This window comes from Burkholderia sp. HI2500, assembly GCF_002223055.1.
Taxonomy (GTDB): Bacteria; Pseudomonadota; Gammaproteobacteria; order Burkholderiales; family Burkholderiaceae; genus Burkholderia.
The window spans coordinates 533,983-553,139 of record NZ_NKFL01000006.1; the positions used below are offsets into that span (position 1 = coordinate 533,983).

At 66.7% G+C, this 19,157-nt stretch carries 16 protein-coding genes and 1 pseudogene; 10 read left to right on the plus strand and 7 right to left on the minus strand.

The annotated features are described in order from the left end of the window. Positions 1–304: 304 nt before the first annotated feature. Positions 305–1,227, plus strand: a pseudogene (locus CFB45_RS20125) (AraC family transcriptional regulator N-terminal domain-containing protein). A gap of 44 nt (positions 1,228–1,271) precedes the next feature. Here the strand turns inward: CFB45_RS20125 and CFB45_RS20130 are convergent. The 5 genes from CFB45_RS20130 to CFB45_RS20150 are packed head-to-tail and all read right to left on the minus strand — an operon-like array spanning position 1,272 to position 7,848. After that, positions 1,272–3,923, minus strand: coding sequence for a glycosyltransferase family 2 protein (locus CFB45_RS20130; protein ID WP_089427053.1), 2,652 nt, complete (start codon positions 3,921–3,923; stop codon positions 1,272–1,274). A 26-nt stretch (positions 3,924–3,949) separates the two neighbouring features. Beyond that, the gene (locus CFB45_RS20135) at positions 3,950–5,353 is read right to left on the minus strand and encodes a UDP-glucose dehydrogenase family protein (protein ID WP_144025211.1); all 1,404 of its coding nucleotides are present in this window, start codon (positions 5,351–5,353) and stop codon (positions 3,950–3,952) included. 35 nt (positions 5,354–5,388) lie between these two features. Next, positions 5,389–6,378, minus strand: a complete 990-nt coding sequence (galE, locus tag CFB45_RS20140; RefSeq protein ID WP_089427054.1) for a UDP-glucose 4-epimerase GalE — start codon at positions 6,376–6,378, stop codon at positions 5,389–5,391. Further along, the gene (locus CFB45_RS20145) at positions 6,375–7,382 is read right to left on the minus strand and encodes a UDP-glucuronic acid decarboxylase family protein (RefSeq protein WP_089427055.1); all 1,008 of its coding nucleotides are present in this window, start codon (positions 7,380–7,382) and stop codon (positions 6,375–6,377) included. The genes galE and CFB45_RS20145 overlap by 4 nt, the downstream gene beginning before the upstream one ends. After that, complete coding sequence (locus CFB45_RS20150; protein WP_256978289.1) at positions 7,375–7,848, minus strand: hypothetical protein; 474 nt, start codon at positions 7,846–7,848, stop codon at positions 7,375–7,377. Before CFB45_RS20150 ends, CFB45_RS20145 begins: the two co-directional genes overlap by 8 nt. 14 nt (positions 7,849–7,862) lie before the next feature. Here CFB45_RS20150 and CFB45_RS38495 point away from each other — a divergent pair, with 14 nt between their 5' ends. The 8 genes from CFB45_RS38495 (at position 7,863) to CFB45_RS20195 (ending at position 15,566) form a co-directional block, all read left to right on the plus strand. Next, the gene (locus tag CFB45_RS38495; RefSeq protein WP_179255082.1) at positions 7,863–8,345 is read left to right on the plus strand and encodes a hypothetical protein; all 483 of its coding nucleotides are present in this window, start codon (positions 7,863–7,865) and stop codon (positions 8,343–8,345) included. A gap of 1,127 nt (positions 8,346–9,472) precedes the next feature. After that, positions 9,473–9,796, plus strand: coding sequence for a hypothetical protein (locus CFB45_RS20165; RefSeq protein WP_089427058.1), 324 nt, complete (start codon positions 9,473–9,475; stop codon positions 9,794–9,796). A gap of 111 nt (positions 9,797–9,907) precedes the next feature. Further along, positions 9,908–10,498: a hypothetical protein gene (locus tag CFB45_RS20170; protein ID WP_089427059.1), complete on the plus strand. Its 591-nt coding sequence runs from the start codon at positions 9,908–9,910 to the stop codon at positions 10,496–10,498. A gap of 73 nt (positions 10,499–10,571) precedes the next feature. Beyond that, entirely contained in the window at positions 10,572–10,853 is a 282-nt protein-coding gene (locus CFB45_RS20175; protein ID WP_089427060.1) for a hypothetical protein, read from the plus strand. A 44-nt stretch (positions 10,854–10,897) separates the two neighbouring features. Beyond that, positions 10,898–12,652 (plus strand): chemotaxis protein CheA, encoded by a 1,755-nt coding sequence (locus CFB45_RS20180; RefSeq protein WP_089427061.1) that lies wholly within the window; start codon positions 10,898–10,900, stop codon positions 12,650–12,652. Positions 12,653–12,808: 156 nt separating this feature from the next. Further along, positions 12,809–13,393: a hypothetical protein gene (locus CFB45_RS20185; protein ID WP_089427062.1), complete on the plus strand. Its 585-nt coding sequence runs from the start codon at positions 12,809–12,811 to the stop codon at positions 13,391–13,393. Positions 13,394–13,504: 111 nt separating this feature from the next. Then, positions 13,505–14,926 carry a sigma-54 dependent transcriptional regulator gene (locus CFB45_RS20190; protein WP_089427063.1) on the plus strand — a complete coding sequence of 474 codons (1,422 nt, stop codon included), beginning with the start codon at positions 13,505–13,507 and terminating at the stop codon, positions 14,924–14,926. Between the two features lie 133 nt (positions 14,927–15,059). After that, on the plus strand, positions 15,060–15,566 hold the full coding sequence (locus tag CFB45_RS20195; protein ID WP_089427064.1) for a hypothetical protein: 507 nt from the start codon (positions 15,060–15,062) through the stop codon (positions 15,564–15,566). A 27-nt stretch (positions 15,567–15,593) separates the two neighbouring features. Here the strand turns inward: CFB45_RS20195 and CFB45_RS20200 are convergent, their stop codons facing one another. Further along, complete coding sequence (locus tag CFB45_RS20200) at positions 15,594–16,088, minus strand: hypothetical protein (protein ID WP_069252109.1); 495 nt, start codon at positions 16,086–16,088, stop codon at positions 15,594–15,596. A gap of 387 nt (positions 16,089–16,475) precedes the next feature. On the opposite strand from CFB45_RS20200, the gene CFB45_RS20210 reads away from it, so the two are divergent. Then, entirely contained in the window at positions 16,476–17,153 is a 678-nt protein-coding gene (locus CFB45_RS20210) for a response regulator transcription factor (RefSeq protein WP_089429056.1), read from the plus strand. A gap of 25 nt (positions 17,154–17,178) precedes the next feature. On the opposite strand, the gene CFB45_RS20215 is transcribed toward CFB45_RS20210, so the two are convergent. Next, positions 17,179–18,732, minus strand: coding sequence for a methyl-accepting chemotaxis protein (locus tag CFB45_RS20215; protein ID WP_089427065.1), 1,554 nt, complete (start codon positions 18,730–18,732; stop codon positions 17,179–17,181). Positions 18,733–19,157 lie beyond the last annotated feature (425 nt).

The window sequence follows — 19,157 nt, forward strand, 5'->3', positions numbered from 1 at the left end:
TCCAAAACAGGGGAACGTGCGTTGCCGGCCGTATTGCGGCGTCGATCGTCGCTTGTCCCCCAAGGGGACTTCCTTCGGGGCGTTTGGCTCGGCCAAACGGCGCTCCTCACTCCTTGCACTACGACCGGCAACGCACGTTCGCAAGCCCGCTATGAGCGTGAGCAGGCCCTGAGTGTGCGCGAGCGGCCGGTTTTTGCGTCTACCCAATCCTGCAAATTTATTGAACAATCCTGCAAATCCCCGGCAGGCGGCGGGCGGTTTCGCTATGCTCCCGCGACATGAGGAAATTGATCGAGGAAGCGTCATGGACATGACCGATATCGTGCGTCGCGCGCATCCGGGCAGCGCGAGCTGGCGACGCTGATCAGCCGCTTCGCGCCCGCGGACGGCTCGCATTCAACGGCCGTGCCGGGTTTGATGCTGCACCGGCACACGCGGCCGGTCGATCTCGGCTGCGGCGTGTCGCGGGCCGCGCTCGTGATCGCCGCGCAGGGCTCGAAGCGCGTGATCGTGGCCGGCCAGGCTTACGAGTACGACGCGCAGAATTGCCTGATTACCTCCATCGACTTGCCGATCCTGTCGCGCGTGACGTCCGCGTCACCGGACGCGCCGTACCTGTGCCTGTCGCTGACGCTCGATCCGCAGCGCATCGTCGAGCTCGCGGCCGAGATGCGGCTGCCCGAACCCGATGCGGGCCCCGAAGGCGAGGGGATCGCGCTCGCCGAGCTGACGCCGCCGCTGCTCGATGCCGCGCTGCGGCTGATGCGGCTGCTCGATACGCCGGCCGACATTGCGGTCGTCGCGCCGCTGATCGAAAAGGAACTGCTGTACCGGCTGATGACGAGCGGGCAGGGCACGCGGCTGCGGCACATGGCGATCGCGGGCAGCCAGACGCACCGGATCGCCCGCGCGATCGAATGGATCCGCGATCACTTCGCGGAGCCGATGCGCGTCGAGTCGCTCGCGCAGGCGGTCAACATGAGCGTGTCGTCGCTGCACCATCATTTCAAGCACGTGACGACGCTGAGCCCGCTGCAGTACCAGAAGCAGTTACGGTTGCACGAGGCGCGACGGCTGCTGCTGCGGCAGGGCGGCGACGTCGGGTCGGTGGCCGCCGTCGTCGGCTACGAAAGCGCGTCGCAGTTCAGCCGCGAATACAGCCGGCTGTTCGGCGCGCCGCCGATGCGCGACGTCGTGCAGTTGCGCAGGAAGGAACTGCTCGGCTGACGGCCGATTGCTGAAAGCCGGCGCGCCGTCGATCGCCGCACCGGTCACCTGGCGACCACCGTCGTCTGCAGGAAGGCCGGCGCGATCCGCCAGTCCGGCACGTAATGCGCGGGCCACGCGCCGGGCGTATCGACCGCGTTGAAATACACCACGGCCTTCAGCAGCGGATAGCGCCACAGCGACCGCTGGAATTCGTCGAGGGCCGCGCGCTTGCGCGCATTCGACCCATCGACGCCGAGTTCCGTGACCATCACCGGCAGCCCGTAGTCGGCCACCCGCTCGTACTTGGTCCGCAGGACGCTCGCGGCGGACGCATGGCCGCCGGCCGGCCAGATCGCGCAGCGTGGGCAGTCGAACACGGACAGGCCGATGTCGTCCACATAGCCGCGGCCCGGGAAATAGTCGTCGAGGTTCCGGTTGCCGGCCGGCGACCACACGAAGCGGATCTGGTCGGTCATCGCGCGGCAGGCGGTCACGACCCGCCGGTACGCCTGCACGTAGGCCGATGCATCGCCGATGGCCCACGGATAGCGCCCGGTGTCGGCCTCCATCTCGTGGCCCCAGCGCACGAACACGGGGCTTTTCAGCGCGGCGAGCGCCGAGCAGGTGGTCGCGATCCGCGCGTCGTAGCGCCCGTGCGCGATATCGTCGAGCAGCGCGCCTGGCCGCGTGTCGCCGGCCGCCCAGGGCTCGACGGTCAGCATCAGCGAGCGGTTGCGCGCCTGCGCGTTTCGGTACGCATCGTCGATTTCCGCGCGGATGTCGGGCGCGTTCCACGACACGAACACATGGTCGAACGCGAGATTCCGCTCACCCGCGAGCGTGTTGTCGGGATCGTAGGCGCCGAGTTCGGGCTGCTTCACCGGTTCGCCCGGCACGGGCGCGACCACGGCCGGCAATCCCGAGCGCCACATCATCGCCTGCCAGCCTTTCGGCGCGCGCAGCCCGATGCCCGACAGCAGTATCGCGAGCGCGAACACGAACAGCGCGTTGCGCACCGGCAGGCGGCTGAAGAACATCTGCCTGAACGCCGACCACTGGAGCCCTTGCTCCCGGCCGTGATTCACCGTGACGACGGCCGCGATCACCAGATACAGGATGCTCGTCAGCGTCGAGAACAGGTAGAAACCGGCGGCGTTGCGCGGATCCTCGACCGTGACGACGGGCAGGCTGCAGAACAGCGAGATCAGCAGATACGGGGCGACCACCCGCAGCGGCGCGTCCTGTTCGATCGCGCCGCCCTTCGGCGTGACCTTGAACGGAAATTCCTTGCCGCGCACGCAGTCGAACACCGCCGACACGCAGCCGAGCACGACCCACGGCCAGCGTGCGAACACGAACGACAGCCCTTCCCACGACAGCAGTTTCGTATTCAGCGGGCGGCACGACTGGGTCGAATGCGTGGCCCAGGTCACGACGCACAGCAGCAGCACGGCCAGCGGCAGCGCGTAGGTGAGGTACGTGAGGTAGTCGACGTGCGCCCACACGCGGCCCGTGAGCAGCGCGACGACCGGAATCACGACGCCGCCGGCCATCGCGAGCGCGCACAGCGGGTACCACAGCTGGCAGAACAGGAACTGCGCTTTCAGCTTCAGCGGCAGCCCCATGAAATAGCGGCGCGTGTAGCGCAGCATGATGATCATCACGCTCTTGGACCACTGGAATTCCTGCGTGGCGAGGTCGCCGAACGTGCGCGGCCCTTCGCCGTTCGCGATTGCGTTCAGCGCATGCATGCCGCGCCAGCCCTTCGAATTGAAGATCATCGTGGTCGAGTGATCCTCCGCGAGCTCGGGCCCGAGCCCGCCGATCTCGCGCAGCGCGCGGCAGCGCACCGCATAGTGCGAGCCGATGCACAGCGGCGCGAGGCCGCCCGCATAGCCGGCCTGCATCGTGCCGTGCAGCGGCCCCTCGACGTTCACGCGCCCGCGTGCGCTCCAGCTCACGGCCGCATTGCTGTCGCAGATGCTCGGCGCCGACACGTAGCCGACTGCCGGATCGACGAACGGCCGCAGCATCTCCTCGAGATAGGTGCGGGTCGGCACGTGATCGGCATCGAGCTGCGACACGAAATCGTAGTGGTCGTAGCCGACCCTGTCGTAGAAGTACGCGAGATTGCCTTCCTTGCACCTGGTCCGGCGCGGCCAGCTCGTCCGGTGGTACGCGGCGACGCCGCGCCGCGTCGACACGAACACGCCGTGGTCGCGGCACCAGTCGAGCGTCTCGGGCGACGGGTCCTCATCGGCGAGCCACGTATCGTGCGGGTAGGTCTGGTCGAGCATCGCGAGCAGCGTCGTGCGGACGATGTCGAACGGCTCGGACGGCGCCTTGGTGACGACCATCGCGACGCGCCAGTCGCGCGGCACCGACAGCGCGGGGTTCGGCACGACCGCCGAGCGGATGATGAAGATGAAGTAGCCGGGAATGAAGGTGGTCCAGAACAGCACGAAGCAGTTGACGCCGAAGCGGAAGGCGTCGACGTAGTGCTCGTCGCGCAACCACCAGCGCCAGAAGATGCCCAGCGCGACGAACCAGCCCAGCGCGAGGAGGTGGAAGACGATACGGGTCCCGCTGTCCATCAACGGGACGACGAGCGGAACGTCCGCGTTCATCGATGCGGCGCGATCCGCTTCGGAGGAGGGGGTGTCGGCGGTATCCGGCGCAGGGCCGCCCGCGAGCGACGCAACCAGCTTCTTCATGGTGCTCTCCCGTCAAGGTCAGATCATCAGTCTTGAAGCAGGCCGCGTGGCAGCCGGGTGTCCTCGCTGGCAGGCGGTTGTTCCGGTGCCGGGTCGGCCGGCGTGCGTTCGCCGCACGCGCGGCCCACGCGCTCGTAGCGGCGAAAGCCGCTGTCGACGGCGAGCCGTTCGCTGAACAGGTTGCGCATGTCGAGCATCACGGGATCGGCCATGTGATCCGCGAGGTCGGCGAGATCGAGTGCCTCGAACGCTTTCCATTCGGTCATCACGACGACGGCGTCCGCGCTGCGCACCGCGTCGATCGCGGAGCCCTCCATGAAGACCTGCGGCAGCAGCCGCGACGCTTCGTGCGGACGCGCCGGGTCGTACGCGCGGATATGCGCGCCCGCGCCGACGAGCAGCTGGATCACGTCGATGCTCGGGCTTTCGCGCACGTCGTCGGTCTGGCCTTTGAACGTGAGGCCGAGCACCGCGATGCGCTTGTCCTTGATCGAGCCGCCGCAGGCTTTTTCGATGCGGCGCAGGATCTGCTCCTTGCGCAGCGCGTTCGATTCGATCGCCGCGCTGACGATGCGCAGCGGCACCGCATGCTCGGAAGCCGTCGCCTTCAGCGCACGCGTGTCCTTCGGGAAGCACGAGCCGCCCCAGCCGGGGCCGGCCTTCAGGAACGACGCGCCGATGCGGCGGTCGAGGCCCATTCCGTTCGCGACCAGTTCGACATCGGCGCCGACGGCTTCGCACAGGTCCGAGATCTCGTTGATGTAGCTGATCTTCACCGCGAGGAACGCATTCGCCGCGTACTTCACGAGTTCGGCCGTTTCGATCTCGGTCGCGAGCACGAGATGGCCCATCGCTTCCAGCGGCGCATAGATGGCCTTCATGATCTCGATCGCACGCGGATGCTCGGCGCCGAACACGACGCGGTCCGGGTGCATGAAATCGTCGATCGCCGAGCCTTCGCGCAGGAACTCCGGATTCGATGCGATCGCCGCGTCGATGCCGTCCGGCGCGCAGCGCTCGACGATCTGCTTGACGATCCGGTTGGTGCCGACCGGCACCGTCGACTTCGTGACGACGACCGCGAAGCCGGTCAGGTTCGACGCGATCTCGCGCGCGGCCGCCTCGACGTACCGCAGATCCGCCTGGTCGGTGCCCGGCAGCGTCGGCGTGCCGACCGCGATGAATACCGCGTCGCGATCGCGCACGCTCGCCGCGAGGTCGCTGCTGAAGCGCAGCGTGCCGCGTTCGACGTTGCGGGCGACGACGGCGTCGAGGCCCGGTTCGTAGATCGGCATGCAGCCTTCGTTCAGCGCGTCGATCTTGCCGCGATTGTTGTCGATGCAGACGACGTCATGCCCGAGATCCGCAAAGCACGCGCCGCTGACCAGCCCGACGTAGCCCGTGCCGACGATGGCGATCCGTACCTTCATGGTGATTCCCCTGCGTGGCGTTCAAGGAAACTTGCTCAATTGCCGGATTCGAATTGCAGTGCTTTCTGAAACCACGCCGCGGCGTGTTCGACCATCGGTTCGATCGCGGTGAAACGCGGCCGCCAGCCGAGCACGAGTGCGGCCTTCGTGGCGTCGGCGTACAACTCGGGCGGGTCGCCCGGGCGGCGCGCGGCCGTTACCGTCGGCACGCGGCGGCCCGTCACGGCTTCGACGGCGCGCAGTGCGTCGAGCACCGACGTTCCTTTGCCGGTGCCGAGATTCAGTGCGACGCTGTGGCCGCCGCCGCACAGATAGGCAGTTGCTTTCAGGTGCGCGTCGGCGAGGTCGCTCACATGCACGTAGTCGCGAATCGCCGAGCCGTCGGGCGTCGGGTAGTCGGTGCCCATCACCTGGAACGCCCGGCCGGTGCCGAGTGCCGCGCGGATCGCGAGCGGCAGCGCGTGCGTTTCCGGTTCGTGGCATTCGCCGATCTCGCCGTCAGGGTCCGCGCCGGCCGCGTTGAAGTAGCGCAGCGCGACCCACTTCAGCCCGTACGCGCGCTCGAAATCGGCGGCCATCCGTTCCATTGCGTACTTCGTGAAGCCGTACGGATTGATCGGGTGTTGCGGCGTGCGCTCCGAGATCGGCAGCCCGTCCGGAATGCCGTACGTCGCGCACGACGACGACATCACGATCTTGCCGACGCCGGCCGCGTGCATCGCGCTCAGCAGCGTGCAGGTGCCGGTGACGTTGACCGTGTAATAGCGGTCGGGCGCGAGCACCGAATCGCCGACGTACGCGAGCGCGGCGAAATGGATCACGACATCGGGCCGATGCGTGGCGAACACCTTCGACAGCGCGTCGCGGTCGAGAAGGTCGGCCGCGACGAGCGGCCCCCAGCGAACCGCGTCGCGATGGCCGGTCGACAGGTTGTCGTAGGCGACCGGTTCGTGTCCCGCCGCCGCGAGCGCCTTGCAGGTATGGCTGCCGATGTAGCCCGCTCCGCCTGTCACGAGCACTTTCATGCCGTGGCCCCGGTCACGCGCAGCACCGGCTCGAGCCACAGTTCACGGCTGAAATAGTCGACGGTCCGGCGCAGCCCTTCGTCGAGATCGATGCCCGGCCGCCAGCCGAGCTCGGCCGAGGCCACCGAGATGTCGGGCTTGCGCTGGTGCGGATCGTCGATCGGCAGCGGCCGGAACACGATCTCCGATGTCGAGCCCGTCATCGCGAGCACTTTCTCCGCGAGCTCGATCATCGTGAATTCGCCGGGGTTGCCGATGTTGACCGGCGTGCCGACGTTGCGCTCGGCGCTCATCAGGCAGAAGAAGCCGTCGATCAGGTCGCTGGCGAAGCAGAACGAGCGCGTCTGCCGGCCGTCGCCGTAGATCTCGAGCGGCGCGCCGTTGAGCGCGCCGACGATGAAGTTCGACACGACGCGGCCGTCGCGCGGCGACATCCGCGGGCCGTAGGTGTTGAAGATGCGCGCGACACGCACGTCGACGCCGTGCGTGCGGTAGTAGTCGTAGCACAGCGCCTCGGCCGCGCGCTTGCCTTCGTCGTAGCACGCGCGCGGGCCGATCGTGTTCACGTTGCCGCGATAGGTTTCCGTTTGCGGATGCACGTCCGGGTCGCCGTAGATCTCGCTGGTCGACGCCTGGAATACGCGTGCGCCCGTCTTGCGCGCGAGCATGAGGCAGTGGTTCATGCCGAGCACGTTGGTCATCATCGTATGGACGGGATCGATCTGGTAGGTGGGCGGCGATGCCGCGCACGCGAGATTCCAGATCTCGTCCACCTGCAGTTGCGGCAGGCCGAGCGATACGTCGCCCTTCACGAATTCGAAGCGGCCGGACGCCTTCAGGTCGGCGACGTTGAGCTTGCGCCCCGTCAGCAGGCTGTCGATGCACGTGACGGACGCGCCCTCCATGACCAGGCGCTCGCATACGTAGCTGCCGAGAAAGCCGGCGCCGCCCGTCACCAGGACGCGCTGACCGGCGCGCGTCTCGAGCGCGACCCTGTCATTCATGGCTTTCTCCTTCGTCGAGCAGCTCGAGAAACCACACGTCGATTTGCTCGACGGCGGTGCGCACGCGTTCCATCCCGCCGCACGGGTAGCGCTTCGGCAAGCGCCGGTTCGCATGGGCCGAGGTCGACGAAGCGCCGCGACAGGCGCTCCGGTTTCGTTGACTACCCCGTTGAAGCTTGAACGACGCGCACGTCGATCGATCGGTGGTGATCTTCATCGCCTTTTCCCCGATTCGCTGATGGACGAGCAGGCCGCCGTTCGTGATCTTGTGCCTCGGCGTGCCGCTCGGTGAGAGCCGGAGATCAGGCAATCGGCATGCCATGAACGATGCCGTCGCGATGCGCACGGAACCGGCGGCGCGATTGCCGCGCGCTATGCGGGCTTCTGTTTCATGCATGTATCGTGGGGACAGAAAAGCGAGCGGGGAAATTGCCGGATCGATGCGATTCGATACGACGAAACGCACGATAAATCAGGCTTTTGCGGGAATCGCGTCGTCAAAAAGGTGTTGAGTTTGAATGTTTCATCAATGAGAAATGCGTGGATAACGGATTAAAAACGTTTCCCGAATGTGCCGCGAATCGAGTGATCCGGTGCGTGAAAGGCAGGGCGAATGAAAGTGAAAAAATGATGTGCGGGGTGACGGGGGCGAGATTTTTCATTTGTTTTAATTATTACGCCGCCGCGAAAGTTTTATTTTTTACGGTCGATTTCGGCCCGCGAGCGGCGTGTGATCCTGTCGGTATTTTCACGGATGAATCAAATCCGTCTCGGTCATCAGGGGAAACGCCTGTCGAAGACGTGCCGGAGGCTGCTCTGTCGGGCTTTCGGCGCGCGGTGTCGGGCGAATCGATTCTCGTTTCTGATGGCACGGGAAGGGGGCGTACCTGCCGCGCCCCCCGGTTTGCAGGCAGAAATGCCCGCGCCGCCGGCCTTGCGCGGCAGCCCGGTTCTCAAGTTTGAAACACTCGTTCATCTGGCCGCCCGGGCCGGGCCCGCGGGCCGGATTCGTCCGTCTAATCCGGCGATTGCGTCGCGACGCTCAACGATCGGGGCGGGCGTCAGACTGTTATTGCGATACATTCCTGAAACAAAAAATGTCATTCCCGGCGCTGCGGGCCGCTGTGGCGGGCATGTGACGAGCGCAATCTGCGGTGGAATATCGCGTGGCACGCTGCTTGCGGTAATGGACGCACCGGCGGGCGGCTGAAACGAAGTAACAAAGCGGTGGGGCGGCCAACTCGTCAATAAGCAGTCGGGGAAACGGCGATGAAGACCATAAGTTGTAGATTGATCGGCGCGTACTTTGCGCATCAGTGGGGGAGTCGGAAAGGCCGGGGTGACGCTCGCGACGCTGTGCCAGCTTCGCGAGTCGTGCTGTCCCGGTTTCTTGCCCGCCGCGCGCTCCGCGTGCTGGCGCGGTTGTCGCGCCGCACGGCAGTCGGGCGACAGCGGTACTCGCTCTCATTCAGTTCACCCGGATGGATCAGGCTGTTCGTGCCGGACAGCGTGATGCCGATTCGTCCTCGGCCATGCAGGGCCGCTTCGATCGCGCCTGGCCCATGCCGGCGCCGGCCGGATTAGATCGAACGCCTGTCGGCCGGATTATCCGGAAGACGCTTCTTCGATAGCTCAGGGAGAAGACACGCCACCTGGCTGCAACGCAGTCGTTTGTCGCTCGCGTAAAAGGTGTATTTCAAGCGGCGCTGCAATTTGCGGTGGTTAATGTATTCGCGAATTTTCGATTCCGGAAATGGGGTGTCGATTTATGGCATGCCGTCCGGCGGGGTATCGAATATCGCAAGCCGGAAAGAAGTGCGCATCGTTCCGGTCTGTCATGCAATGGTGTTTTCGATGCAAGGCCAATGTTCATAAAAATAATAGAAAACACCTACCAAAAAAATTTGGATAACCAAAAATCTCGAAGCTAAGCTTCGTCTGGCCAAAATCGCAAAAAAACGTGATTTAAAAGGCAACAGTATTTTATTGATTGGATAGTGATCCTTAATTTTTAGGATTGCTCAAGTCAGGAAGGTTGATGGCGTGCGATCTTCCTGATTCACTCCGTCCACGCCGTTTTGGAGTCGACCATGAAGAAGCTTCTGATTGCAGCAGCAGTTCTGGCGGTTTCGGGTGCAGCGTTCGCCGGCAGCGGCACGGTGTCGAGCAGCAATTCGTCGAGCGGCGGTTCGACGATGGCTGGCGTTGCAGGGTTCGGTCATTTCTCCGCGACCGATTCCGGTTCGGCACTCGGTGCAGCCGGCGCACTGGCCGGCGGCCCGGGCAGCGGTTCGGTCTCGTACACGAACCACACCCAATCGTCGTCGGTTGGTGGCTTCGGCTTCGGTGGTGCACAAGCAGGCGGCACCAGCGGCGCGAATGCCGGCTCGATCGGCTGGACGTATCACCACTAAGCCGCGACGCGTAGCGTTCGTCATTGGCTGGCGGTACGGATGCCGGGTTCCGCTCGATGGGGGTTGACCCGGCTCCGCCACCGCCGAACACACTCACAGCAAGGAATTGCTATGAAAGCCAAAGTCTTTTTAGCGACAGCGCTCACCGTCATTTCGTCCGCTGCGTTGGCAGCCGGATCGTCCACGACCAACCAGACGCAATCCGTTGCGGCGGGTGTTTCCGGTTCGGTGCTGGTCGGCTCCGGCAGCTATACCAGCAATTCGACTTCGACGGCCGGCGCGAATGCAGGCAGTACCGTGACACCCGCCGGTTCCGCCGGCACGGCGTCCGCGTTTCACAACTCGACTTCGACAGCCAGCGGGTCGGGGACGAACGGAGGCGCGTTCGCGGCAGGCGGCGGTATCGGTGCCGCCGGATCGTTCGCTGGAAACAGCAAAACGAACGAGAACGCGAATGCGCTGTCGGGAGGGGTGACCGCCACGATCGTACTCGGCGCGAACCACTACACGGCTACGGGTGCGAACGACAACGGCAATGCCAATGCGGGTGCCGTGGGGCTGACGGGCAGTGGTGGGTCGGGCGCGATCGCGGGCTCGAATCACTACAACTCGTCGACCGTGTGGAGTACCGGCCCGGCCGGTTCGCCGTCCGCATCGGGCGGAAGCCAGGGCGACTCGAGCGCAACCGGGAGCAGTCATTAGTCAGGGGTGGGGGGGACCAGTTTCCCTGCGACGCTGGTCTCTTTTCCGCATTGTTGTCACGTAAGGAGTTGGCATGAAGCAGAACCTGATTGCCGCCGCTCTGATGCTCGCGTCTCTGACGGCGTATGGCGCTGACCGTGCTGCCGATGGTGTGCAATCGAATTTGCAGACGTCAAACAACCCTGACCAGACAACCAAACCGTCAGAACAACAAACGCTTTCTTCGGGCAGTGCCATCGGCGGACCAGACGCCCAGCAGTGGCAGGGCATGTCGGCAGGCTCATGGTCCCAGCTGGGCAACGGCTGGAAGCAGTTCGGGGAAGCAGCGAAAACTGAAGGCATTCAGGGGAATTAGTACGGTTGCCTGGGTGGGAGGTCAAACCTCGTCCGGAGAGTGAAATGAACAGCAACAGGATCAAGGTGGCATGTGCGGCGATGTTCGCGATGACCACGATCGGTGCCCAGGCACAAACCGCCGACTCGACGTCGAGCGCGCAGTCGTCGAGCGGCTCGACGGCGATCAGCCAGGGCGGTGGCTCGAGCATGAACACGAACACCACGAGCTCGCGCGGCGGCAATGCCACCAGCTCCAGCGGGGTGCGCGGCAGCGGCAATTCGACCGTGAATCTGAACGTGACGATGCCGTCCAGCACGAGCGGCGGCTCGGGCATCACGCCGCAGAGCACCAATTCGCTGCAGTCGTCCGGCGCGCCCGGCACCAACCCGTACAACACCCAGTCGTCGGAAAACGTCAATTACTCCGGGACGCAGACGATCAAGACGAACCCCTCGATCCAGGCGCCAGGCCTCACGACCACGCTGTCCGATACCTGCATGGGCTCGGTGAGCGTCGGTGTGTCGTTCCCCGGGTTCGGCGCGACGGGCGGCACGACGCTGGTCGACCAGGCCTGCGTGCGACGTCTCGATGCGCGTGAATTCCGTGCGATGGGCCTGACCGACGTGGCGCTCGCGCTGCTTTGCCAGAGCGACGCGAACCGGCGTGCGGTGGAGGCGACCGGGCACCTGTGCCCGGGCACGACCGCGCCGCTCGCCCGTTCGAACGTGGCGCCGAGCGTGGAAGCGACGGTCGCCGACGACGTGAAGTATCGCGATCCGATCGTGCGCGACCGCATGGGCTTGCCGCCGCTCGGCGCTGCCGCGCCGGCACCGGCGCAGCCCCGTCCGGTGGCGACGTCTTTCGTGCAGGCAGCACCCGTGTCGGTGCCGGTACCCGTGCCCGTGCCGTCGATGGCGCCGGTTGCCGCTGCGCCGGCTGCTGCAGCACCGGCTGTCGCAGCTGCTGCGCCGGCTGTTGCAGTACCGGCTGCCGCGCCGGCAGTGGCAGCGCCTGCCGTTGCGGCCGCACCGGCCGTCGCGGCCCCCGCCGTTGCAGCCGCGGCGCCGGCCGTAGCCGCAGCACCTGCGGTGGCTGCCGCACCTGCAGCGTCGGTCGTCCCGGCGGCTGCGATGGCTGCCGTGCCGGCTGCCGCCGTGATCGCCGCACCGGTAGTCGCGGACAAGGCATCGCAAGCGCCTGCCACACCGGTCGCCGACACGAAGGCACCCGAGCCGGTGCAGCCGGTCGCCGACAAGGCACCGGAACCTGCACCGGCAGTCGCCGACAAGGCACCGGAACCCGCACCGGCAGTCGCCGACAAGGCACCGGAACCCGCACCGGTGGTGGCCGACAAGGCCCCTGAACCTGCACCGACGGTCGCCGACAAGGCCCCCGAGCCCGTGCAGCCCGTCGCCGACAAGGCGCCGGAGCCGATGCCGGCCGCGCCCGACAACGCAGCGCAGGCCGCTGCCGCGCCGGCTGCGGACACGACGCCGGCGGCTGCCGTCGTCGCGGCGCCCGCGGCTGAAGCCGCGATGCCCGCCCCGGCAGCCGATGCGAAGGCCGCCGAGCCGGCGCCGGTCGCCGCGGCAGCGCCCGCACCGGAAGCCGCGCAGCCTGCCGTAGCCGCGGCGCCTGCCGACATGCCGACCGCCGACGCGAAGGTGCCGGAAGCAGCGGCTGCGCAGCCCGCCGACATGCCCGCGTTGTCCGATCCGGCGCAAGCATTGCCGCCGGCTTCGGTCGACCAGCAGGCCGCCCCGGCTGCACCGGTCGTGCCGGCTCCGGCGGTCATCTCGACGAGCACGTCGTCGTAAGCACGCGGGTCGGTTTCCCGTGTGACCGGAACACCGGCCGCACGGGAGACGTTCGACCCCGATGCCCGACGGTCGTTGCCTGTTTGACGGGTGTTGATCCCATCCCCGAGGTCAACACCTCTTTTTGCCTGACGAGGATGCAAGGAGGCCTCAATCATGAGGATCTTTTTGGTCGCTCTGTTGTTGTACAGCGCACAAGCCGCGGCGCAGTCGGTATTTCAGAACCCGGCGGTCTTCGTGATCCTGGGCGAGCAGACCGCCGCGAACGCCGTGAGCGTTCAGCAGGCGCTGTCGACGCTCGGTCGCGCCGACAACACGGCATGCGCGCCGATGATGATGATCGGCGATCCGCAGATGATCTACATGATGCCGGAGGAAGGTCACGCCCCGTCGTGGCAATCGCCGGTGTACGGCCGTGGCGCGCCGTTCGAAGCGCAGAAGGGGCCGACATCGACCGGCAAGACGGTCGGCGCGATGCAGCACGCCGAGGACATGCAGACGCAGCCATGGAGCGACGGCAGCGCGATCACGCAGAAGATCGCCGGCGAGTCGAGCGTGACGGCGGCGGATCGGGTGAGCGGGTGGCAGCGCAACGGGCTCGGCTCGATCGAGACGGCCCCTGCGACGGAAGTCACGGTGAACGGCAAGACCTACCGCGCCTATCGTGACGACCTCAACCGTTCCGCGAAGCCGGTCGTCGAGCCGCAGATCTACACGCAGCGCGTCGTGTTCTGCCGATAACGAAACGTCAATCCGAGGACGGCCCGGCGCCGCGCCGCGGGACCACGATGTCCCGCCCCGCGCGATCCGGCGACGGCCGTTTCGACCACCCATCCAAGCGACGAGGCCATCGTGAACTATTGCTGCCAGATCAGGGTGTCGGGCCCGCAGGATCTCGAACGCGAGGCGGGACCGGCGCCGTTCGTTGCCGTCCGGCGCAACCATGTCGTGCCGCCGCGGCCGCTCGTCTACCTGTCGCAGCAGCACGATGCCGCGCTTGTCGACTGCCTCGCGTCACGCGGCTGGGACGTGTGGCGCGCGAAAACCGTTGCGGACGCACTGAATCTCGTCAGGGTGAACCGCCCGCATGCGGGCATCGTCGATTTCGGCAGCTTCGCGTCGCCCGACGTCAAGTCGTTCGAAACGCTGCTACGCGATCCGCGCGTCGGCTGGGTCGCGCTCGCCGACCATGAGCGCCTGCGGGATCTCACCATCGCGCGCCTGATTCGCCACTGCTGCTTCGACTACGTGCGCAATGCGAACGCCTATACGACGATCGGCTATCTGGTCGGCCATGCATACGGGATGCTGAAGCTCGCGGACGGCAGCCCGGACGCCGATGCCGCGCCCCCCGGCGGCACGATGATCGGCTCGTGCGACGCCATGCGCCGGTTGTTCGCGACGATCCGCAAGGTCGCGAACACGGATGCCACCGTCTTCGTCGCCGGCGAATCCGGCACCGGCAAGGAGCTGACGGCGGCGGCGATCCACCAGCAATCGTTGCGCGCCGACGCGCCCTTCGTCGCCGTGAACTGCGCGGCCATTCCGCCGGCGCTGCTGCAGGCCGAACTGTTCGGCCACGAGCGCGGTGCGTTCACGGGCGCGCACCAGCGCAAGATCGGCCGGATCGAGGCCGCGCACGGCGGCACGCTGTTTCTCGACGAAATCGGCGACATGCCGTTCGAGAGCCAGGCGAGCCTGCTGCGCTTCCTGCAGGAAGGCACGATCGAGCGGCTCGGCGGGCACGCGTCGATTCCGGTGGATGTGCGGATCGTGTCGGCGACCCACGTCGATCTCGAGGCCGCGATGCAGGCGGGGCGGTTCCGTGCCGACCTGTACTACCGCCTGTGCGTGCTGCGCATCGACGAGCCGCCGCTGCGCGTGCGCGGCCGCGACATCATGCTGCTCGCCGACCACGTGCTGCGGCGCTATCGCGGCGACAGTTCGCTCCGGATTCGCGGCTTCATGCCGTGCGCGATCGAGGCGATCCACAACTACCCATGGCCCGGCAACGTGCGCGAGCTGATCAACCGGATCCGGTTCGCGGTCGTGATGACGAACGGCCCGATGATCTCGGCCACGGATCTCGAACTGCACCCGTACACGTCGAGGCGGCCGCCGACGCTCGCGGAAGCGCGCCGGCAGGCCGAGCGGCACGCGATCGAGGAAACGCTGATGCGCCACCGCCACCAGCATGCGGATGTGGCGGCCGAGCTGGGCATCTCGCGCGCGACGCTGTACCGGCTGATGACCTCGCACGGGCTGCACGGCTGACGCGCTGCGGCAAACCGCCGCTCAAGACCGCGCGATGTCGGCCGTTAAGACAGGAAACGGCCCGTCCGGACCGCCGCTGCAGCCCTGCTGCGCGCGGCCGGCACGCGGCGCATCACGCTTATCCGAGGTTACCGTGGCAGAGTGCAGTCACTGCGGCAGGACGTTCCTGGTCGGCGGGCGGTCGATCGACGGCCGCCGCTATTGCCGTCCGGCGTGCGCGCAAGCGCATCCGATCGTCGTCGAGGCGGAACGGGTGCCCGACGCGAAAGTCTGGGAGTACGTGCACGACTGGCGTTACGGGCCGTGCCCGATCTGCGGTCGCGACGACCAGCCGGTGGATGTCCATGCGTCGCATCGCGTCGTGTCGCTGCTGTTCGTCACGCGCTGGGCGACGCGACGCCATGTGTGCTGCCGGCGTTGCGGCCGCAGGAAGCAGGCGGTCGCGCTGCTGGCGTCGGCCGCGTTCGGCTGGTGGGGGGTGCCGTGGGGCCTCGTGCTGACGCCGATCCAGCTCGTGCGCAACGCGCTCGGGCTGGCCGCGCGCGACCCGGCGGTCGCGACGCAGCAGTTCGAACAGCTCGTGCGGCGCAAGCTGGCGGCGCGCCGGCTGCGGCGCGCACGGCAGGGCGCCGGCGCCTGAGCGCGCGGCCCGGCGCGCCGCGCGCGATCAGGCGGCCGGCCGCTCGAAGCCCGATGCGACCCAGCGCTCGGCGCTGGCCTTGTTGAGCTTGAACCCGGCCGACACCTTCGCTTCGGCCAGCAGCTCGCCATACGGATCGAATGCCTTGAGCTGCGCGTACGGCTCGAATTCGTCCGGCACGATGTCGAGCGTCACCGACACATCCTGGTCGTCCTCGCCCTGAACCGTCACTTCCTTGTGCAGCATCGCGCGCCGCTGCTGCTCGTGCCGCATCAGCACCTCGGTCGCGGTCTTCACGAGCGTGCGGAACGCGTTCGCGTCCATCGGCTTCGGGTTCTTCTTGTCGCGGCCCATGGTCCACGGCCCGACGAGCGCGGGCTCGGACTCGCCGTCCTTGATCATCTCGACGGCCCAGCCGTCGTCGTCTTCGTTCTTGATGATGCGGGCCGTCCAGCCGTTGTCGCGCCAGAGGCCGTCTTCGTGGATGGAGGTGTCGTCGGGTTGCAGGTCGGATTCGGTCATGGGGAAAGCGGGGGTACGGGCAGCCGGCAAACGGGCGGCGGCGCGCGGCCGGCATCGGCGCGTCGCGCGCCGCCGGTGGCCCGGTGCGGGATGCAAAGGCGTCGATTTTACCTGCTGGCCGGTCGCTTGGCCCGCATCGGCCGCCACGCTGGCCATTCGACCGAGGTCCGCGGCGACCCGCCGCCCTGTGTCGGACATTCGAACCGGCGCAAATATCAAACTCGTATTACGTCCCCGGCGGCCGATCCCGATGCCGTCCGATATCCCGCCTGCGCGCAGCTTCATAGAATCGACCTTCAGGCTAAAAATAGCCTGAATGTCCTTTCAACGCCAAACCGGCCGTGCGCGTTCCATGTCGCGCGGCCGATGAACCATCTGGAACTGCGCATGAGGAAATTCAATGTTCGCGTCGTTTTCGCGTACGACTGGCCGTTGACGCTGGCCGGCATCGAGCAGGTCGCGAGCAGCGGCTGTGCGATCGAGATCGTCGCGGTGTACCGGAGCGTGGCCGAACTGGTCGCGTCCCTCGGCGGCGTCGATTGCGATCTCGTGCTGGTCGACTATGCGATCCGGGCCGACGAGCAGATGGACGGCCTTGCGCTGTTCGACTGGCTGCGGCGCACGCGTCCGAACGTCGGGATCGTCGCGCTGGTCGCGAACGAGAATCCGCTGATCTTCGGGTCGATCCTCGCGATCGGCGGCGTGAGCATCGTCAGCAAGTTCGACGAGGTCGGCCATATCGTCACGGCCATTCATTCGAGCTACAGCGGCGGGCGTTACCTGTCGCCGCTCGTCAGGCGCGCGGTCGACGCATTCGGCGAGCGCGGCGAGGCGCCCGTGAAGCTGTCGGCGCGCGAGATCGACGTCATTCGCCTGTATCTGTCGGGGGTGCCGATCAAGACGATCGCGCAGCGTCTGAGCAAGGGCAAGCAGACGGTCAGCGCGCAGAAGATCAGTGCGATGAAGAAGCTCGGCGTGAGCAACGACGTCGAGCTGATCCAGCGGGCGGCGGGGTTGGGGCTCGGCACTGGCCTGACCGCGTCACGGCCCGGCCGCGCCGCGTGAGCACGCGTGCGCCGGGCAGCCGCCGTCAGGCCGGCAACGCGAACCGCGTCACCGCATCCCGCAACGCCTCGGCCTGATCGCGCAGCGAATGCGCGGCGGCCGCGGCTTCCTCGACGAGCGCCGCGTTCTGCTGCGTCACCTGATCCATCTCGCCCACCGCGCGATTGACCTGCTCGATCCCGGCGCTCTGTTCGCGCGACGCATGGCTGATCTCGTCGAGGATCTCGTTCACGCGCCGCACCGACTGCACGATCTCGGCCATCGTCTCGCCCGCGTGCGTGACGAGCGCAGCACCTTGCTCGACGGTCTCGTTCGACGACACGATCAGCGACTTGATCTCCTTCGCCGCCGTCGCCGAGCGTTGCGCGAGCGAGCGCACCTCGGCCGCGACCACCGCGAAGCCGCGGCCCTGTTCGCCGGCACGCGCAGCCTCGACCGCCGCGTTCAGCGCGAGGATGTTGGTCTGGAACGCGATCCCGTCGATCACGCCGATGATGTCGCCGATCTTGTGCGAGCGGTCGGTGATCTCGTTCATCGTGCGCACGACGTCGTCGACCACCGCGCTGCCGCGCGTCGCCACCTGCGCGGCCTGGTCGGCGAGCGACGCGGCCTGCGCGGCGCTGTCCGCGTTCTGCTTCACGTTCGCGGTCATCTGGTCCATGCTCGACGCGGTCTGTACGAGCGCGGCCGCCTGTTCCTCGGTGCGCTGCGACAGGTCCGTGTTGCCGGACGCGATCTCGCTCGCGCCGACGTTGATGTTCTCGGTGCCCATCCGCACGCGCGACACCATGTCGATCAGCCCGCCCTGCATCGTGTGCAGCGCATGCAGCAGGCTGCCGCGATCGTCCTGCTTCACGGTCACGCGCGCGGTCAGGTCGCCCTGCGCGATGCGCTGCGCGGCGTCGAGCGCCACTTCCAGTTCGCCGCCGAGGTTCGCGCGCACGCTTTTCAGCACCAGCACCATCACGGCGGTCGCGATCCCGCCGAGCACGGCCGTCATCGCGAGCCAGCGGCCGACGCTTTCGAGCACCGCCGAGCGGACGTCGTTCATGTACATGCCGGTCACGAGATACCAGTCCCACGGCGCGAAGCGCTGCACCGCGCTGGTTTTGTCCTGCGGCTTGTCGGCGCCCGGCTTCGGCCACAGATACTCGACGAAGCCCTTGCCGCCTTCCAGGTTGCCGGCCTTCACGATCTCGACGAACAGGTGCTTGCCGTTCGGATCGGTGAAATTCGACACGTCCTTGCCGTTGAGCTCGGACTTGATCGGATGCATCACGATCACCGGCTTCGAGTCGTTGATCGAGATGTAGCCGTCCGCGCCGTGGCGCATCGCGGCAATCGCCTCGAGCGCCTTCTGCTTCGCTTCGGCTTCCGGCAGCGCGTTCTGCTGCGACAGCTTGTAGAAATGGTCGGTCACGCTCGCGGCCTGCGCGACCAGCGACGCGAGCTGGTCGCGGCGGTCCGTGATCATCGATGCGCGCGTCTGCCATGCGCCGAGCCCGGCGATCACGAGCAGGCCGAGCCAGAGGATGACGATCATCGAGGCGAGTTTCTGATTCAGGGAAAGGTTGCGCATGGTGTGTGGTCGGTCGATCGTGGAAGCTCGCCATAACGGCGTGACGGGATAAGTGTCTTGACGGCGCCCGATGCGCGTCGCCGTAGACGGGAAATCCCTTAGAAGGTGCCGCGAAATTAACGGTCGCGGTGTTGGTCCTTTTCGGCAAGTCACGCGGCAAGGGTCTGGAAGGGGCCGGATGTCAACGGGAATGGATAAATGACAGGAGCAGCAATGAAAGTGGAGATGAGCCCACGGCGAAGCGTTGAAAGGCCTAAAAGAGTCGCGCGCTAAGTTTGGGGATGAGCGGATTCGAGCGACTGGCGACGGGATAGTGCATGCCGATGAACAAATGGATGCTTACGTAGGAACGGCGGTAGATGCGGTCTGCAGTTGATCGAAGGCATGTTCGAAACCGACGTCATCGATCGCGCCGGCGCCGAACG

Excerpts from the sequence above, each read along its gene's own strand:
- galE (WP_089427054.1), bottom strand. The coding sequence starts at position 6,378 with ATGAAAGTGCTCGTGACAGGCGGAGCGGGCTACATCGGCAGCCATACC.
- CFB45_RS20130 (WP_089427053.1), bottom strand. The coding sequence starts at position 3,923 with ATGAAGAAGCTGGTTGCGTCGCTCGCGGGCGGCCCTGCGCCGGATACC.
- CFB45_RS20175 (WP_089427060.1), top strand. The coding sequence starts at position 10,572 with ATGAAGCAGAACCTGATTGCCGCCGCTCTGATGCTCGCGTCTCTGACG.
- CFB45_RS20145 (WP_089427055.1), bottom strand. The coding sequence starts at position 7,382 with ATGAATGACAGGGTCGCGCTCGAGACGCGCGCCGGTCAGCGCGTCCTG.
- CFB45_RS20135 (WP_144025211.1), bottom strand. The coding sequence starts at position 5,353 with ATGAAGGTACGGATCGCCATCGTCGGCACGGGCTACGTCGGGCTGGTC.
- CFB45_RS20170 (WP_089427059.1), top strand. The coding sequence starts at position 9,908 with ATGAAAGCCAAAGTCTTTTTAGCGACAGCGCTCACCGTCATTTCGTCC.
- CFB45_RS20215 (WP_089427065.1), bottom strand. The coding sequence starts at position 18,732 with ATGCGCAACCTTTCCCTGAATCAGAAACTCGCCTCGATGATCGTCATC.
- CFB45_RS20165 (WP_089427058.1), top strand. The coding sequence starts at position 9,473 with ATGAAGAAGCTTCTGATTGCAGCAGCAGTTCTGGCGGTTTCGGGTGCA.
- CFB45_RS20180 (WP_089427061.1), top strand. The coding sequence starts at position 10,898 with ATGAACAGCAACAGGATCAAGGTGGCATGTGCGGCGATGTTCGCGATG.
- CFB45_RS20185 (WP_089427062.1), top strand. The coding sequence starts at position 12,809 with ATGAGGATCTTTTTGGTCGCTCTGTTGTTGTACAGCGCACAAGCCGCG.
- CFB45_RS20200 (WP_069252109.1), bottom strand. The coding sequence starts at position 16,088 with ATGACCGAATCCGACCTGCAACCCGACGACACCTCCATCCACGAAGAC.
- CFB45_RS20210 (WP_089429056.1), top strand. The coding sequence starts at position 16,476 with ATGAGGAAATTCAATGTTCGCGTCGTTTTCGCGTACGACTGGCCGTTG.